This is a genomic window from Microcoleus sp. K4-B3 (assembly GCF_036704615.1).
Lineage (GTDB): Bacteria > Cyanobacteriota > Cyanobacteriia > Cyanobacteriales > Microcoleaceae > Microcoleus.
This window is the reverse complement of sequence record NZ_JAUBSF010000118.1, coordinates 1-17,772: the sequence shown is the minus strand read 5'-3', so window position 1 is coordinate 17,772 and position 17,772 is coordinate 1. Positions and strand designations below refer to the sequence as shown.

Annotated in this window: 13 protein-coding genes and 1 pseudogene; 4 read left to right on the top strand and 10 right to left on the bottom strand. The window is 46.4% G+C overall.

Going from position 1 to position 17,772, the window contains the following annotated elements:
• Positions 1–205: 205 nt before the first annotated feature.
• Both QUA78_RS29255 and QUA78_RS29250 read left to right on the top strand, forming a co-directional pair.
• Positions 206–1,684 (top strand): 3' terminal RNA ribose 2'-O-methyltransferase Hen1, encoded by a 1,479-nt coding sequence (locus QUA78_RS29255; RefSeq protein WP_333304430.1) that lies wholly within the window; start codon positions 206–208, stop codon positions 1,682–1,684.
• A 15-nt stretch (positions 1,685–1,699) separates the two neighbouring features.
• Positions 1,700–4,342, top strand: a complete 2,643-nt coding sequence (locus tag QUA78_RS29250) for a polynucleotide kinase-phosphatase (protein ID WP_333304431.1) — start codon at positions 1,700–1,702, stop codon at positions 4,340–4,342.
• A 30-nt stretch (positions 4,343–4,372) separates the two neighbouring features.
• Here the strand turns inward: QUA78_RS29250 and QUA78_RS29245 are convergent, their stop codons facing one another.
• The 3 genes from QUA78_RS29245 to QUA78_RS29235 all read right to left on the bottom strand — a co-directional run bounded on the left by QUA78_RS29245 (position 4,373) and on the right by QUA78_RS29235 (position 8,275).
• Entirely contained in the window at positions 4,373–5,134 is a 762-nt protein-coding gene (locus tag QUA78_RS29245; protein WP_333304432.1) for a Uma2 family endonuclease, read from the bottom strand.
• A 159-nt stretch (positions 5,135–5,293) separates the two neighbouring features.
• Positions 5,294–6,973, bottom strand: coding sequence for a mechanosensitive ion channel (locus QUA78_RS29240; protein ID WP_333304433.1), 1,680 nt, complete (start codon positions 6,971–6,973; stop codon positions 5,294–5,296).
• A gap of 84 nt (positions 6,974–7,057) precedes the next feature.
• Positions 7,058–8,275 (bottom strand): transposase, encoded by a 1,218-nt coding sequence (locus QUA78_RS29235; RefSeq protein ID WP_333304434.1) that lies wholly within the window; start codon positions 8,273–8,275, stop codon positions 7,058–7,060.
• 147 nt (positions 8,276–8,422) lie between these two features.
• On the opposite strand from QUA78_RS29235, the gene QUA78_RS29230 reads away from it, so the two are divergent.
• Positions 8,423–8,887, top strand: a complete 465-nt coding sequence (locus QUA78_RS29230) for an SRPBCC family protein (protein ID WP_333304435.1) — start codon at positions 8,423–8,425, stop codon at positions 8,885–8,887.
• A gap of 136 nt (positions 8,888–9,023) precedes the next feature.
• Here the strand turns inward: QUA78_RS29230 and QUA78_RS29225 are convergent, their stop codons facing one another.
• The 7 genes from QUA78_RS29225 to QUA78_RS29195 all read right to left on the bottom strand — a co-directional run bounded on the left by QUA78_RS29225 (position 9,024) and on the right by QUA78_RS29195 (position 17,451).
• On the bottom strand, positions 9,024–9,710 hold the full coding sequence (locus QUA78_RS29225) for an alpha/beta hydrolase (RefSeq protein WP_333304436.1): 687 nt from the start codon (positions 9,708–9,710) through the stop codon (positions 9,024–9,026).
• Between the two features lie 287 nt (positions 9,711–9,997).
• Positions 9,998–10,828, bottom strand: a complete 831-nt coding sequence (locus QUA78_RS29220; RefSeq protein ID WP_333304437.1) for a transglutaminase family protein — start codon at positions 10,826–10,828, stop codon at positions 9,998–10,000.
• Positions 10,829–10,996: 168 nt separating this feature from the next.
• Positions 10,997–12,874, bottom strand: coding sequence for a DNA mismatch repair endonuclease MutL (gene mutL / locus QUA78_RS29215; protein WP_333304438.1), 1,878 nt, complete (start codon positions 12,872–12,874; stop codon positions 10,997–10,999).
• A gap of 196 nt (positions 12,875–13,070) precedes the next feature.
• Positions 13,071–14,165, bottom strand: a complete 1,095-nt coding sequence (locus QUA78_RS29210) for an ATP-binding protein (protein ID WP_333200039.1) — start codon at positions 14,163–14,165, stop codon at positions 13,071–13,073.
• Positions 14,166–14,503: 338 nt separating this feature from the next.
• The gene (locus QUA78_RS29205) at positions 14,504–15,697 is read right to left on the bottom strand and encodes a beta-ketoacyl-ACP synthase (protein ID WP_333304439.1); all 1,194 of its coding nucleotides are present in this window, start codon (positions 15,695–15,697) and stop codon (positions 14,504–14,506) included.
• 223 nt (positions 15,698–15,920) lie between these two features.
• Positions 15,921–16,703, bottom strand: coding sequence for a peptidylprolyl isomerase (locus QUA78_RS29200; RefSeq protein ID WP_333304440.1), 783 nt, complete (start codon positions 16,701–16,703; stop codon positions 15,921–15,923).
• 181 nt (positions 16,704–16,884) lie between these two features.
• Positions 16,885–17,451, bottom strand: a complete 567-nt coding sequence (locus QUA78_RS29195) for a photosystem I assembly protein Ycf4 (RefSeq protein WP_333304441.1) — start codon at positions 17,449–17,451, stop codon at positions 16,885–16,887.
• A gap of 202 nt (positions 17,452–17,653) precedes the next feature.
• Between QUA78_RS29195 and QUA78_RS29190 the strand changes: the two are divergent.
• Positions 17,654–17,772: pseudogene (locus QUA78_RS29190) on the top strand (photosystem II D2 protein (photosystem q(a) protein)); the annotation flags it as partial.

The following is a 17,772-nucleotide window of genomic DNA, read 5'->3' as shown; positions in this document are numbered from 1 at the left end:
TTTACTAGGCATTGACTTTTCATAAATATGGTTATATTGTATAATACAATATGCGTTTTAAATGCACAACAGCTTACACGGATTAATTATTGACCGTGAGTAGTTATTTGTTATTTGTTATTTGTGAGGAACTACCGATGCCCGATGCCCGATGCCCGATACCCGATGCCCGATGCCCGATGCCCGATGCCCAATTCCTAATATTATGTTACTAACCATTTCTACAACTCGCGTCCCAGCTACGGATTTGGGCTATTTGCTGCACAAACATCCCGATCGCCATCAATCCTTTCCGATGACTTTCGGGTCTGCTAGCGTGTTTTATCCAGAGGCAAATGCAGAAAGGTGCACGGCGGCTTTACTCTTAGATGTCGATCCGGTTGGTTTGGTGCGGGGCAAGTCGAAATCGGGCGATCGCCCTCTCGACCAATACGTGAACGATCGCCCCTACGTTGCCTCTTCTTTTCTCAGTGTCGCCCTCGCCAAAGTCTTTAGTACAGCTCTATCCGGTCGCTGCAAAGACCGCCCAGAACTCGCAGAAACAGCTATTCCTTTGACAGTTAATCTGTCGGTTTTGCCCTGTCGCGGTGGGGAGAAATTCCTGCGGCAAATGTTTGAGCCGCTTGGGTATCAAGTCGCAGCAAAACCCCTGATTCTTGACGAGCAATTTCCCGAGTGGGGCGCGAGTCCTTACTTTTCTGTGGAACTGCAAAATACAGTTCGTTTGGCGGATTTGTTAAGCCATCTTTACGTGCTAATTCCAGTGTTGGATGACGACAAACATTATTGGGTGGGCGATGATGAAATCGAGAAATTATTCCGTCACGGTGAAGGTTGGTTGAACGCGCATCCGGCCCGCGAACAAATTGCCGATCGCTATCTGAAACGCCAGCGCCGTCTGACGCGAATTGCTGTGGCACAGTTAGCAGAAGCAGATAATATTGACCCGGAGGAACTCGAAGTTTCTCATCAGCAAGAAGAGGAAGTTTTAGAACAGCGAATTAGCTTGAATCAAGAGCGTTTGGAAGCTGTGACGGAGGTTTTAAAGCAAAGCGGTGCTAAGCGAGTGGTAGATTTGGGCTGCGGTGAGGGAAAACTGCTGCAATTGCTTTTGAAAGAAAATGCGATCGAACAAATTACAGGCGTCGATGTGTCCTTTCGGGCTTTGGAAATTGCCAGGGAACGTTTGCAAATCGATCGATTGTCTCCCGCACAACAATCTCGCATTCAACTAATTCAAAGTTCGCTAATTTATCGGGACAGCCGCTTGACTGGTTTTGATGCGGCGACGGTAATTGAAGTGATCGAACATCTGGATTTAGAACGGTTAGCTGCTTTTGAGCGGGTTTTGTTTGAATTTATCCGACCCAAAAGTGCGATCGTCACAACTCCAAATATTGAATATAATGTTCGGTTTGAAAACTTGCCGGCGGGCAAACTTCGCCACCGGGATCACCGCTTTGAGTGGACGAGAACTCAGTTTCAGACTTGGGCGAATAAGGTTGCAGAAAAATTTGAATATGCGGTAGAATTTCGCTGCGTCGGAACTGAGGATTTAGAAGTGGGTTCGCCTACGCAAATGGCAATATTCACCATTCGTGCAGCCCTAAAACCGCGTGCAGGCTGGGAGGAAGCGTTTGCAAAAATGGCCGAGCAAAATGATGATCTCCTGCTTGATGAATAATATTATTATTAAACAATGAAAATTACTTTTCCTGAACTATCTTTAGTCGTTCTCATCGGTGCATCCGGTTCCGGCAAATCTACTTTTGCCCGACAACACTTCCTACCTACCGAAGTCATTTCATCGGATTATTGCCGGGGGCTGGTTTCGGACGATGAAAACAATCAAGCGGCAACCGCAGATGCTTTTGAATTACTGCACTTTATCGTTGCTAAACGCCTTGCAGCAGGTAAATTAACTGTTATCGACGCGACAAATGTTCAGCCGGAAAGCCGCAAGTCTTTGTTGGAATTAGCCCGAAAATACCATTGCTTTTTGGTTGCTATTGTGCTAGATTTACCAGAAAAATTGTGTGGCGATCGCAATCAACAGCGTCCAAACCGCAATTTTGGAAATCATGTAATTCGCCGCCACGTTCAGAATTTAAAGCGATCGCTCAAATCTCTAGATCGCGAAGGATTTCGGTACGTTTACGTCCTGCGTTCCCCAGAGGAAATCGAGGCGGTGGAAGTCGAGAGACAACCTTTGTGGAACAATCGCAAAGGCGACTGCGGCCCTTTTGACATCATCGGCGACGTTCACGGATGCTGCGACGAATTGGAACAATTGCTGCAACAGTTGGGCTATCAAATTATCGAAAAATCCAGCGAATCCGATTTGGGGAATTTTCCCACCTACGCGCACCCGGAAGGGCGTAAAGCCGTGTTTTTGGGCGATTTGGTCGATCGGGGCCCGCGCATTCTCGACACCCTCAAACTCGTGCGAAACATGGTACTCGCAGAAACAGCTTTGTGCGTACCTGGAAACCACGACATCAAACTGCTGCGAAAACTCAACGGCAAAAATGTCAAAATCAACCACGGACTCGAACAAACCTTAGCAGAAATTGCCGCTTTACGGGATGAATTGCGCGAATCAACAGTACGAGAAATTCGCCAATTTTTAGATAGTTTGATTGGGCATTACGTCCTCGATGGCGGAAAATTAGTCGTCGCCCACGCCGGGATGAAAGCTGAATTTCAGGGACGCGCATCGGGCCGCATTCGAGATTTCGCCTTGTACGGAGAAACAACTGGCGAAATCGATGAATTCGGCTTGCCCGTCCGCTACAATTGGGCCGCCGAATATCGAGGTCAGGCAGCAGTTGTTTACGGACACACCCCCGTTCCAGAAACAGAATGGTTGAACAATACAGTTGATATTGACACTGGCTGCGTTTTCGGCGGCAAACTAACAGCTTTGCGCTATCCCGAAAAAGAATTTGTCAGCGTTCCTGCTGCTAGAATTTACTGCGAACCTGCCAAACCGATCGCCTTTCAAGACAGCCCAACTCCACTTAACAAGAGAGACATTAATTCACCCGCGAGCGATAGCGGTTTGGCGGCAGTGAATCTCACCGCCCAACAGCAGTTTGATGACGTACTGGACATTAGCGACGTACTCGGAAAACGCATCATTTCAACTCGCCTGCAAAGTAACATTACGATTAAAGAAGAAAATGCGATCGCAGCCCTAGAAGTAATGAGTCGGTTTGCCGCCAATCCCAAATGGCTGATTTATTTGCCGCCCACAATGTCTCCCGTTGCTACTTCCAAAGAACCGGGACTTTTAGAACATCCAGCCGAAGCATTTAGCTACTACCAACAGCAGGGCATACCGACAGTTGTCTGCGAAGAAAAGCACATGGGTTCCCGCGCAGTTGTCATTGTTTGCCGCGATGAATCTGCTGCTAAACTGCGATTCGGAATTCTCAACAGCAGCATTGGCATTTGCTACACCCGCACGGGACGGCATTTCTTCAATAATTCTACTTTAGAAACCGAGTTTTTGGTCAGAATAAATACTGCTTTAACTGCCAGCAATTTTTGGGATAAATTTCAAACTGACTGGGTTTGTTTGGACTGCGAATTGATGCCTTGGTCTGCTAAAGCTCAAGAATTATTGCAGCAACAGTATGCGCCAGTGGGAACAGCTTCTAATAGTGCGTTTGCGAATGCGATTAAAAATTTAGAACAGGCAAGCCAGCGGGGAGTAGAAGTTAGTTCTTTGCTAACTCGCTACCAAGAGCGATCGCAACTAGCGCATCAATACGTTAAAGCCTACCAGCGCTACTGCTGGGCTGTTAAATCCATCTCCGACCTCAAATTAGCACCTTTCCACATCTTGGCAACTGAGGGAACAGTTCACACCGACAAAAATCACTGCTGGCACATGGAACAGATTTCACAAATTTGTAAAGCTGACCCTGAATTGCTGTTAGCTACTGAATACAAAATAGTTGAAATTGCCGATTTTGACAGCAGATTTGCAGGGATTCAATGGTGGGAAAAAATGACTGATTCGGGAGGCGAAGGCATGGTTGTTAAACCAATGGATTTTATTGTGAAAAATAGCAAAGGACTCGTACAGCCTGCGGTGAAATGTCGCGGTAAAGAGTATTTGCGAATTATTTACGGTCTGGAATATTCTTTGCCGGAACATTTAGAAAAACTGCGATCGCGCGGACTTTCCGGCAAGCGTTCTTTGGCGTTGCGAGAGTTTGCTCTCGGTGTAGAAGCATTGGAGCGATTTGTGGCGGGTGATCCATTGAGACAAGTTCACGAGTGCGTTTTCGGAGTTTTAGCGATGGAGAGCGAACCTGTCGATCCGAGGCTGTAATCTGAAGGTAGAAAGCAGGCGATCAATCATTCATTCATTTCCTCCTACTAATCGCTGCACTTCCAATGTCGATAAATTCATCATTTGTGCAACTTGTTCTAAATTCATTCCCGAATTTAACAGTTGAGAAATGAGCGATCGCAAGGCTGATTCCGCCGCCAGTCGTGCTTGTTGTTCGGCCAGCCGTCCTTGTTTCTCTTCCTCATGAGTCTTCAGAAACTCTCCTGTTTGAGGATTCCTAAACCTCAACTCTCCCGAAACTATGTGCAATTCCAGTCCCAATACTTCGCTGTACAACCACAGCGTATCGAAGGCGATATTGTTAGCTTCTATCGGCTCGTACTGGCTGTTGACTAAACGCACTCCTTGCAATATCGGATTGAGATAATCCCCAGAGGGATCGTACTGAAAGTATTCCCTCACTCCCAAACTTCGATAAGTTTCTGGTTTTGTTTCTTGGTCTACATCTTGAGTTGTTGCCGATGTTATTTCTAGGACAAACTGGGGAGTTATTCCGCCTTCTTGCCAAACTTTGTAGTTATCTCTTTTGCGTTTCCTCACTCCGAATACTGCATAGATATCGGGAGCAACTACTGCTGCTTTGTTGCCTTCTTCGTAATAGACGAAAGAATTTGCTGACACGTATACATCCGATCGCCCTTGAAAGTGCAGCTTCAGAGCTTCCACGCCGTAAGTCATGTAATCGCGCGTGATGTCGCTTTCCGCCATCGGTTCTCCGTCGCTGCTGGGATATTCAATTTCTTCTTGTTCGATAGAAGTTAAAACTGTCACAGTTTAAGCCTCCTCAGTTCTCGCTAATTCGATTGTAGCACTAGCTCTAAAAAAACGATGACTGAGAACATCCTGACCGTCTTGAATGACAATTGACAACTGACAACTAACAACTGACAAAAAAAAGGCGTTTGCACTTGACAAACGCCTTTTTTAGAGTTACAAACGCGGCGTCTTATCTTGTTTAAACGACGCTAACCATTCGCGAATTTGGTCGGCCGCAATCTCGCGCCCGCCCAAACCAAAAGCTAGAGCAATGCCAACTGCGATCGCCCCGAGCAGCAGCCCGAAAGCCAAATTCACAATATCGCTGCCAATGCCCATCTGTTGCAGCGCCAAGGCCGAAACAAAAGCAATAATCGCGATCCGAGCCGTTTGGCCCAAAAGCCGCGCTTGGCGAGTTCCAGAACTGGCAATCAAATTAAATGCCAGATTCGCCAAATACAAGCCGATCGCAAATACTACCAAACCAGACAAAACCCGACCGGCTACCGCCAGAATACCGCTGACAATCACCGTCAGCGCCGGAATCTGCAGCACGTCAGTAGCAGCCACCACAGCAAGCAGGATGATGCCCACCTGCACCACAATCCCGATCAACTCAGAAGGCGTGCGGGCCGGCAGTTCCGGTTCCTGAAGTAATGTTGCGTCCGGATCTAGCGGGCGCACCGACGGCGATAGCCTCAGCGGCTGCTTCGGCTGCACTCCCAACCACGACCAGACATTGTTGAAGCCAATTCCGGTGAGGATATTAGTCACCAAATCGCCGACCCAGCGCCCCAACATATAAGCAACCACTAAAATTAGCGCAGCCGTGAAAATTTTCGGAACCGCGCTCAAAATGTCTTGGAGCATCGCGCTTGCCGGCTGCGAAATCGCCTCAATTCCTAAAGCCTTGAGAGCTGCGATCGCCGTTGGAATCAAAATCAAAACATAGACGATCGTGCCGATAATCGACGACAGCGATTGGCCGCTCGTAGTCCGCGAAATTCCAAACCGAGCGCCCAAACTGTCCGCCCCAGCAGCCCCCAGCAGATTTGTGACAATCCGCTGCACCACCTGAGCCAACAGCCAGCCGACAAACCCGATCAGCACAGCTTCCAGAATTTTCGGAATAGCCGCCAGAATTTGGTTGAGCAAATCCAGAATCGGTTTCTGCGCCACAGACAATTGGAGGGATTCGAGAATCAGGGGCAAAAACAGCAGAAAAATGAACCAGTACAGCGTATTCGCCAAAGTATCGCTCAGCAGCAAAGGGCGCTCGCTGGGCGCAGTACCCACCTCCTGATTCAAGCGCTCGTCCACGCTAAAAGTCCGCATCACCCGCGATACGGCCATTTTTGCGACTGTCGCCAACACCCAAGCAATCCCCAACCAAATTAGCGCGCCGGCTAACTTCGGCAAGAAATTAGCTATTTGATTGAGAAAAGTATTGAGGGGTTGCGAGACAGCCGTTAGATTCAGACGGTTGAAAAAGGCAACTAGGAAAAAGACAAAAATGATCCAGAACACCGCTGCAGAAATCCATTTTTCCACTTGCGGGGCTCCTGCTCCTTCCGGGCGGCCGGTAATCCAAGCAGCCAGCCGGTTGTCGATCGTAGTCTTCTTGAGCAATCCTCCGACTACAGATGAGACGAGGGCTGATACTATCAAGCCAACTAGCAGGATACCGATGGCCCAGATGAGATTTTCAATGTTTGATCCCTGAATGAAATTGTTAATTCCGCGTTCGGCATCTGTCAGCGGATTCCCGGGCTGGGCCTGGGCCACAATGCGATCGGACAAAGCCGCTATGGGGCCCGATATCGGTTGAGTTATTTCTTGCCAAGTTTCATTCATTTTTTTCTCAGGTTAACGTCATATTTGACATGGAAAAGACGAAACTTTAATAATAGTTCCAAAAAATCTAGACATCGCCTAAACTTAATGTTTGTACGCTTTTAATCGTACTGGGTTAACTACAAAACCCTTTATCGAATTAGGGATAAACCCATCTCCGACTGCTTTTCTGCCAATATTCAAAGAACCGTTCACATCGGCATTTATGAAGCGTCCAGTTTGGGTTCTGAACAATCCTCTTTTTACCCTACTGCCAATGTAGTCGGAATGTTGTTGAATTGGTTCCCAATCCAAGGCTGAACATTTGGATGTGTAACTCTCCTCTACTAACACAACTTTAATTCCTGCAATTTGTCCTTTGTACTGCAACATTTGCACGAACCGGCAATGGGGAATGCAGGCAAATTTTTGATTGTTAACCTTGCCAGTATTAATCCCATCTTTGAAATCATGGTTCCAGCCTATAGCCAGCAATCCAATTTGATGATTGACGAGTTCTTTAATAATTGCGAAACTCGTCGTGTGGAGGTAGTAATCCACTTTACAGTTACGCTTGTGCCACAATCTGGCGAGTTTTTTACTGTTTTTTTGCGCTGCGGGCAGCAATGATTTCAAGGCCGATGAAACTTGATTGCAGTATTGATTGGTTGACTTAACAGCCCGTCCGTCGTAGATTGTCGGTACTAACCCAGGAACATTGTAGGTTAATGTTGCCAGATTGTTTAATCCTAAATCTATGGCAGCTACTCTCTGATTAACTTGTAAAGGGTGTTCTAACTTTTCATAGACCACCTCGACAACATAACAACCTACCTTGGGAACAATCCGGATTTCCAGAATCGAGGTGACTTTTGAGGGCAACCAAATATTAGTCCCAGAGGGACGAGCATATCCTTGTTTTAAGGCTCTTTTGCTGACAGCTTGACAATTAAATACAACTACATAGCGCCCGTCCTCTCTTTTTCGCTCTCTTGAACCTTTATAATGAGGTATTTTAGGTGCGACTTTAAATTTAGTTGGGTCTTCCTGATAGTTTCGCACCGCCAGATAATAGCTAGTCCATGCTTTGAGGACTAAGCCGAGCGTGCTTTGTGCTACTTTTGCGGGCAGTGCTTTGTAATCAAGACTTGTTTTGAGCGCGTGATAAACAGCCAGAGCGTTTGTTTGTTGGCTAGCGAAAAAGTTTTGACGGTAGATGTAGTTAGCGCTGTTGTAAAGATTTTTGCATAGCCAAGACAGTCGATCGGCTTCTCGATAAAACCTATGATTTGGTTTAATGACGTGCCTTTCGACTAACTGCATAATCGGTATATATACTTTAATTCCAGATGATACACTGTATTTATGAGTGTGTCAATCTTTTAATTTCTGGAAAAATTGACCGTACAAGTAAATAAAGGACTATAAAGTAAGCAAAGTTTTGTAATATCATCCTTGTTGCAGGTTCTCATGTCAATTCGTCAAGTTTTCGAGCAATCCATTGAAATTCGCGCTGCTGCTACTCTGGTGGAGCGCTGTATAGTCGATCGCACTTTAATGCACAAGTGGCTCAATCCCCTGCTGCGCTGCGATCCCGAGGGCGAATGGGATACTGCTGTAGGAAGTCGCAGCTTATTTATCATAAAAATTCCCGTTTTGCAACCCACTTTAGAGAGTGTGGTGTTGGAGCGACAACCCGGTTTAATTGTGTGGGGGTTTGACGGATTTTTCAAAGGATGCGATCGCTGGGAATGCCAGCCTCAAATCCAAGGAACTCTCTTGATTAACCGCTTTGAATTTCAAATTCCCAATCGTTTAATTAGATTTGGTTTCAATCGCTTTGCAGCCCCTTGGACTCAGAAAGACATGAAAGACCAACTCCGCCGACTTAAGCGGGTAGCCGAGCAACTCTCTCAAAAAATGGGTAATGGGTAAGGGATAATGGGTAATTGGTAATGAGTAATTGATAATACCTGAAAACTAAGAGCTAATAGGAAAAAAAGCACCAACTCCCAATTCCCAATCCCCAATTCCCAATTCCCAATTCCCAATTACCTGCAACTTGAGTTATTTACTTCGCACTTCCCGAGGGACTGGGCTGACAAATCATTTGTCTGGCGGAATTCACCGCTTGGCCGGCGGTATTTTGCAAAGCCGGGGAATTCTGATACAAAGCTTGCAAATCTTGCACGTCTTTAATCACTCGCTCGTAGATAGCCATAGCTTGATTGCCGTCAACTTCTAAGGCCGCAGGGCTGTAATTTTGCATCACTTCCATCAGCGATATTTTGCCATCTTTGGAAGCTGCGACTAAAGCATCGCGCAGTGCGGGCGCGCTTTGAAGACGAGTGGCAGGCGTATAAGCAACCTCGCCCAATTGTTTAAAAACAATGTCCCCAAAATAAGTATTTGCCAGCCGCGCTACTAATTGGGAATCTAAAGGCACTTCTCGCGTTAATATTTCGCGCATCGACTCGGGAGTTTGTTTCGCAAGACTCAGAACGCTTTGCAGTTGAGATGATGCTTTGCCAGTTTGTGCCAAGCTTTGCAAGTCGCTTATCGGTAATGTTACGTCAACAGCACCGTATTTTACGGTAAGATTGTCTAATGCAAAGGCTTTGTCGCTGCTCAGGAATACTGCACTTGTTCCCAGAAAAAGCGCCAAACCTAATGATAAAGACTTTGACATTCTTTTGGTTAAATGGGCTGACAGCGCTTGCATTCCGTTGAGATAACCTTGTTGAAACTGAAACTTCATGGGTTTGTGCCTCTTTACGTCAAAATACTTTTTCGATCGATCGTCTGTGCGGGTATCAGTCGGGAAAGTGGACTCGGGAACTCCGTAAATGACCTATGATTTTACAGTCATGTTAAGGAAATTTAACCTATCAAAAGATAGGTGTCAATTGAGCGCTTATATGTTAAGCGCATACTGGCGATAATTTTATCTAGCTGTGCAAAACTTATAAAAGCCACATTGTGCCGTCGAGCAGCAGTTTATTGAGTGTCGGTTTCACATCTTATAGTGTGCGACATATAGCGAATTTAAGTTAACATATCCAGATCGAGCCGATCGACCAATTGGCGAATTCTAGCAGCATCCTCAGCATTCGGAGCATTTCTGAGGTAGATTTCCAAATCGTGGCGCGCCTCGGCCAAGCGGCCGACTTGATAGTACAGAATTCCGCGATCGCGCCGTTCCCCCACCGCATCGGGAAACAGCAGCAAAATCCGTTCAATCGCCAAGATCACCCTCAAAACATCTCGCTGTTGCAAGTAAATCGCCTTCAGATTTCCCAGCATTCGCCCCAACAAATGTCGGCGACTTACCGGGGCTAGAAAAGTTGGCTGCAACTCCATCGGTTGACCGTAAATTTGAGAAAGTCTGGCTTGACAATCTTCAGGAAATAATATCTCCCCGCCGTTAAACGCATCAACAAAAATACCAGCATCTTCAAAATCCGGTCTAATTAAAAAATGTCCCGGCATCCCAATTCCGACCATCGGAAAATCAATGCGCTTAGCAACTTCCAAATAAACCAAAGATAAAGAGATCGGAATGCCAGTACGCCGATCCATCACTTGATTCAAATAGCTATTGCGGGGGTCGTAATAATCAGCATCATTGCCCGCAAACTGCAACTCCCCGTATAAATAGGCGTTAATAGTTTGAATAATCCGCAGCGGATAATTCTGTGCCGGTAGGCGTGAGCGCACTTCATCTGCGATCGTGTCGAGAGCGTTTAGATACTCTTCTGGCTCCAAATTGGGGTATTCTTCCAAAGCCATGTAAAGGGCTGCTTTCGCCAGGTCGATCGAGCCATCAGGCTGATTTATTTCTCGATAAAATAGTTGTCGGGCGATCGGAAAATCCATATTTATGATTTATTTGATTTTAATTGACATTTTATACGAATATCCAGTTGCCCAAAAAAATATTAAAAACATCTCTCTTCTCTCCCTCTCTGCGTTCTCTGCGCCCTCTGCGGTTCAAAAAAAACAGTTTTGTATGTAACGCGCACCTTACAGCTTAACTTTTAACCTTCAAATCCCGTGACTTTTGCCAATCACCCAACTGCGGCGAAAAATCCGAGCCAAAGTCGATTCTTCCAAAGCAAAATAGATAGGGCGGCCGTGAGGACAAGTGCGGGGATTGCGAGTTTGCTGCCATTCATCCAACAAATTCTGCATTTGCAAAAGATTTAAAGGAGTACCGTTACGCATAGCGCTGCGACACGCAGTAGCAACTTGAGCCGCTTGCAAATCTGCCACTTTACTGAGTTCAAAAAGCGCATCCGCACAGTCATCTCGCTCGGCTAATAATTCAGGAACTTCGCGGACAGCCCATAGCTGTTCGCCAAAAGTTTCTACTTCCAAACCCAAGCGGGATAAATTATCAATTTGCAGTGCAGATAATTGACTGAGAATCACGGGTTTTTCGAGAAATTTTAGCTGCCAAGCCGCGCACAATTGCTCGTACAAAACGCGCTCGTGAGCGATGTGCTGTTCTATCAACCACATTCCGCTGGAATGTTCTGCAACAATGTAAGTATTGTGAACTTGAGCGATCGCCCTCAATTCCATCAATCCTACTTTATGAGCTTTTTCCTCTTCGCCGCCGCCATCATTCTGGCGAGCAGAAATCCCGACACTGTAAGCACTTTTTTGTTCCGATGCCTTCAGCAATTGTCCCACTCGATCGGGAATTGGGGCAGCCGGCAAAACTTCATCATTCAGGTGCAAAGCGCGAGCAATTGCCGCGCTAATTTGTTCTTGCCAAAAACTCGGATCGTGCAGATAAATTTCCACCTTAGCCGGGTGGCGGTTCCAATCAATTTCTGAGGGGGAGATTTGCAGGTGAACAAAACACACTGGATAGCGATCGCGCGGACAAGTGCGGGCAAAGGCGCTGAGAATAGTTTGCTCTAATTCGGGCGATCGCACAACTCGCCGGTTCACCCCCACCTTTACCCAATCCGGCCGCCTGCGGTGACAGCGATCGGGCAAACCAATTACTAACTCCAAAGATTGGGAATTGGGCATTTGGAATTGGGAACTGGCAACTGGTAATTGGTAATTAGGCTTAACTGTAGCTCCAACAAGTTGAGTTTCTATCAATAAATTTGCTGCTTTATTATTTTCAGGACTCGCAGGCAAATCTAACTTTAAATACTGCAAATCGCTCGCACGCACACCGCGCACAAATTGAGGTAAAATGTGTTCTGCTGTGCTACCAGGAGTTACGTGCAAACAAGGCGTGTTTCCTTGACGCAACTGCCAATTAACGTGCGGGTGACAAATAGCAATTTGCTGAAGGGTTAATTGGATCGATCGCATTTGCTGTGCCGGCGACAAAAAACTGCGGCGCACAGGCCAATTGCCAAACAAATTATCAACAGTCACCACCGTACCCGGAGCGATCGCCGCTGTTTCCACCTCCACAGCAACGCCTGCGTTATTGTAAACCACCCGCCAGCCCGCTCGAGCATTTTCAATTCCCCCCTTGTTAAAAGATGATTTGGCGGGGGTGTGTGCCGACTCTCGATTTTCCGAAAAATCTCCCAATCCCAAATCATTCGATCGGCTCAAAACCTCCAAACAGCCCAACTGACACAAACTGTGCAAAGCTTCCCCGCGAAAGCCCAAAGTAGCAATTTTGTAAAGGTCTGCTTCAGTGGTAATTTTGCTCGTACTGTGAGGCGAAGCAGCCTGCTGCAAATTTTCCAGATCCATTCCCGTACCATTATCTGCAACTTGTACCCGCCACTGTTCGGGCCAGACAGAAACAACGATGCGAGTTGCGCCTGCATCCAGAGAATTTTCAACTAATTCTCGTACCGCTGCGGCGATCGAATCAATCACTTCGCCTGCAGCAATTAAATTGATAACTTCTGTGGGTAAGGTTTGAATAGTAACTGGCATCAGATTTTTAGCGCTTCGTTAATTCAATTCTACTTGATTGTGCAAATTGTTACACAGTATTAGGACTTACGCTCTCAAAGCTGGTTTCTTAGAAAAATATTGTTCGATCGCAAGATATCTACTCATCAACCAAGTCTCTGAGGCTGAGTGAGAAAGCCCTAAGTACATATTTGCCTACCTACTTAAACTCATCGGCTCAAGCCATTATTTTCGGCAAGCGAATGTAAAAAGTTGTCCCTTTTTCGTCCTCCGACTCATAAGTAATTTCTCCTTTGTGAGCATCAACGATTGACTTCACAATCGCCGTTCCCAATCCAGTACCCGTCCGCTTGCCATAAGTCACAAAAGGTTCAAATAAATTTTCCTTAATTGCCTCCGGAATGCCCGGGCCGTTATCGTAAATGCTAATTTCTGCCCACTCCTCACTTTGTGTCACAATAATCTCTACTCGCCCCCCGCGCCCCCCAAAAGCTTCAGCAGCATTCCCAACTAAATTTTGCAAAACACGCAAAATTTTATTTTCGTCTGCTTCCACTATCACTTCTGTCACCCGTAAAACCAAATCTACTTTTGCCGCCTCAAAATAAACTCTGTTCAACCTTTCAAACTGCTGCAAAGTCTGGATTAGATTAACTGGTTTTTTATGTAATACAGCATTGCCGCGCGAAAATTCTAATACTTCTTCAGCCATCCCCAACATTCGCTGAACCTGCAATTGAATAAGTTCGCACCACTCCTGAGTTTCCTCATCCGGGTGCATTTCTTTGAGCATTTCGCTGGAAAGTTTAATTCCCGTAAAAGGATTTTTGAAATCGTGAATAATGGTGCTCACCATTTCTCCTACCAATACCATTTTTTGTCTGTGTACGAACTGGCTAACATATTGATCCGTGGTATCGCGCAAATTTTTTGTAATGAAACTAAACATTTTCAGTACCGCACTGCCTTTAGCAAACTGGAGAGTTGCTATCAGTTCTTCCCGACCTATTTTTGCCAAAGTCGATCCGCTAACTGCCACAGCTCTAGCACTGCGAGGCTCACCGTCTAAAACTCCGAGTTCGCCAAAATAATCGTCGGGCTTAGCGATAGCAACAGTTTGATATTTTTTGTTTTCAATCCGCTTGCTAAACTCGACTTCACCTTCTAAAACTAGATATAAAAAATCTGCTGTTTCTCCTTCTTCAAAAACCAGTGTTTCCTCAGCAAAACTCTCCACAACAGCTATTTGGCAAAGGTGAGCAGCTTCCTCTGGTTCAAAATAAGACATAAATCGATGAGATGCCAGATCCATGTGAAAATACCTAAGGCTTAATTTAAACAGTTTCTTTCTTCTATTTTCGCAGATCGGGATCGGTGCGTTAATAAAATACAATGCTGCTTTAATCTGCCTCTATTTTCTGACATCCCAGGCTTGGACGCAAGGATCTGGGTCGGGATGCAGAGCCAGACTAGCATAGCAGCACCAGCAATCTCACCAAAATTCTCAGTTTATTGACTAAAATACATAAATATTGTACAATTTTTCAAATTTAAATTGGATGTGCGGGCGGGTTCTCCGGACAGCCTCAGAAGATTTTAACTGTAGAGAGATCGTGTAATTGAAATGCCGATCGACCGAGTTTGCAAAAATTAACACTCGCGAGATAAAACGATCGCAGCATTCTGCCCGCCAAAGCCAAAACTTAAACAAACCGCATTTCTCACAATAGCCGATCGCGCACAGCGAACAAAATCTAATTCAAACCCCGGTTTTTTCATTCCCACGCAAGGCGGCAAGATCTGATATTTAATACTCATCAAACAAAAAGCCGCGCCCAAAGCTCCCGAAGCTCCCAAAGTATGACCCGTAGCTCCCTTAGTCGAACTAACAGCAACTCCTCGGTGAAATAACTTCTCAATTAACAGTGCTTCGTGTCGGTCATTTAACTCAGTTGCAGTACCGTGAGCGTGAATAAAATCTATATCAACCGCCGCTAAATTACTGCGTTTCAAACATTGATTTACCGCCGCGATCGCACTTTTCCCCCCCAGCTCCGGCGCGATAGCATGGCAAGCATCATTTGTCAAGCCAAAACCGGAAACTCGACCGTAAATTTTAGCACCACGACGCCTTGCCAACTCGGCAGATTCTAATACAAATAAAGCCCCGCCTTCACCGAGCACAAAGCCTTCCCGATTTTCGTCAAAGGGATAGCACCCAGTGTTTGCCAAAGCACCCATCCGGCTAAATCCAGCCAGAGTCAGCGGTGTGATAGGCGCTTCCACAGCACCTGCGATCGCCCGCTGACACTCACCGGTGCGGATTAAATCAACAGCGCGGGCGATCGACCAAATACCAGTCGCGCAAGCAGCCATCGGCGCCAGCACCGGCCCCGTCGAGCCAATTGCCCTCGCCGCCGCGATCGCCCCCATGTGAGGCAAAAAATTCACGAATTGAGAATCGGTAATCGGTAATTGGTAATCGGTAATCGGTAATTCCCTTCCCTCTTTCTTCTTCCCTCTGCCTTCTGCCTTCTGCCTTCTGCCTTCGCTTGCCAATTGTTCCAAATTCGCCTGGAAACCTCGGCTAGAACCGATCGCAATCCCGCAATCAGGCAAAGGCAAAATCAAATTAGCATCTTGCAAAGCATCTGCTAAAACCTGCCGAATTAAAGTTATTAAATCGGCAGGTTTTTTGCCAATTAAAGCCAAAGGTCGCCGTTCAAGTTCTAAAAAAGGTTGATGCCGATCGATTCCAGATTCTCCAGACAGCAGTCTTTTCCAGCCCGTTTCCAGAGTCCCTAAACCCGAAACAAGACCTATTCCAGTAACAACAACATCCATAGCTAAGCCGATTTGAGATTTGAGATTTGGGATTTTGGATTAAAAGAAGAATCAGGTCAGACGATTTGAGATTTGGGATTAAAAAGGGATAATCTCAAATCTCAAATCCAATTCCCTTATCTCAAATCCCGAATTTACAAGCCATCGGATCGCTCCCGTGGGGATAATCTCAAATCTCAAATCCAAAATCTCAAATCCAAAATCCAAAATTGGTTGACTACCTTCAGCTAACAGCCTTAAAATTTTCCAAGCCCTGAGTAACAGTAGCCTTCTCAATGCGATCGCCCGCTTCAATCTTATCAACAACATCCATCCCTTGCTTCACGTACCCAAAAACCGCATAACTCCCGTCCAAAAACGGCACATCGGTCAAAGTAAAGTAAAACTGAGAAGAAGCCGAATCAGGACTCTGCGATCGAGCCATAGCCACAGCCCCGCGACTGTGCATCAACACGGGTTTCTCCTTAACCCCAGCTTCTTGTAGCGTCGCGCTGTAAGTCGGATTTGCAGCACCTTTAGCTTTAATTTCCAGAGGAATCCTGCGTTCTGCAGAGGTTTTCGGGTCAATAAAACCGCCAGTTCCCAGCCGCGCCGTAGGGAATTTAGGGTCTTTACCCTGGGGGTCGCCGCCCTGAACTACAAAAGGCTGAGGTTCCCGCACGACTCGGTGAAATACCAGCCCGTCGTAGACTCCCTTCTGAACCAAATCGACAAAATTGCCCGCAGTAATTGGAGCATTTTTGCCGTCGAGTTCGATCGTAATTGGAGCACCTTTAACCGTCATCACCACTGTTGCTTTTCCTTCCAAGCGTGGCAAATTGCTAAATTGCGAGCTCGCCGCTACCACAGCCGGAGACGGAGGCGGAGACAAAGAAATGCTTTCACCCGCCGGAGTCCCTGTCGGAGTTGAACTCCCAGCCGGGGAATTACCGCATCCCCCAACAAACAACGCACCAATTATTAAAAGTGAGAACAACCACCGCTGAATTTTGATTTGCATTTGCATTTGTATTTTCACTTTCACTTTCACTTTCACTTTCACTCAATGATGTAAGGTGCGCATTGCGCACCCTAGATTTATCGATTTACCAGGGATAATTTGCACCGCTTCGTGCTCACCCAATATTTATCGATTTGGTGCGCATTGCGCACCCTACGAGACATTACCAATCGAAAATGAAAAATCCCTAAAGTCCTTCTAGGGGAACTTGCAAAAATCGAGCCAATTCGGCAGCTTGATTTTCCACTTCAGACAAAGCAATCGGCTGTCCGACTCTAGTCAGGGGAAACTGACGGCGGTCTTTGAGCTTAAGATAAATACTGCGGCGGGGACTGAGACCTTCTTTAATGTCAACCCGCACAGATTGCACGTCCGATGTCTTGCAAGTAAAATCAAGTTTGCGGTTTTTGCCGGGAAATCCCCAGCGAAAGATCCGAATGTTACCAGTTTTTCGATCGAACTCGTTGTAACCACCGCCGACATCCCAGAGAACAGTCAGCCACAGGTAAAGCGCCAACAGCACGCCGCAGACACCGTAGAAACCCATCGCAATGCCTTGGGGGATGAAAATAAGCTGAGTCGGGTCAGCAAAAGGCAGCAGGTTCACGTGCCAGTAGCTGGAAAGACCCGACAGCAGGAAACCAGTCCCTCCAATGGTGACAATCGTCCCCCACCAGTAATTGCTGAAGCGGCGGGATCCCACAACCTGGTAGCGCAGGATCGAATCGATCGAGGTCGTTGTTTTTGCAGTCATAAAACTAAACAGCCTTAAAGCCAAATTTTAATTCAATTAGCCCACCTCAGTCACGGTTCACTGACGAGATCGCGACCGACCGATCGGCATTGTGTATCAACTTCTGCTAATTATGTTGAAAAATTCTGAACTTCTAATATATAGTTATGTTAACTTTAATTAGAAACCTTGGTCTTTTAACAAGCAAAAGGATTTTACCGCAATGACAATCGCAGTCGGACGCGCCCAGAACGAAAGAGGCATCTTTGATGTACTCGACGACTGGCTCAAACGCGATCGCTTCGTCTTCGTAGGCTGGTCTGGCATCCTGCTATTCCCCTG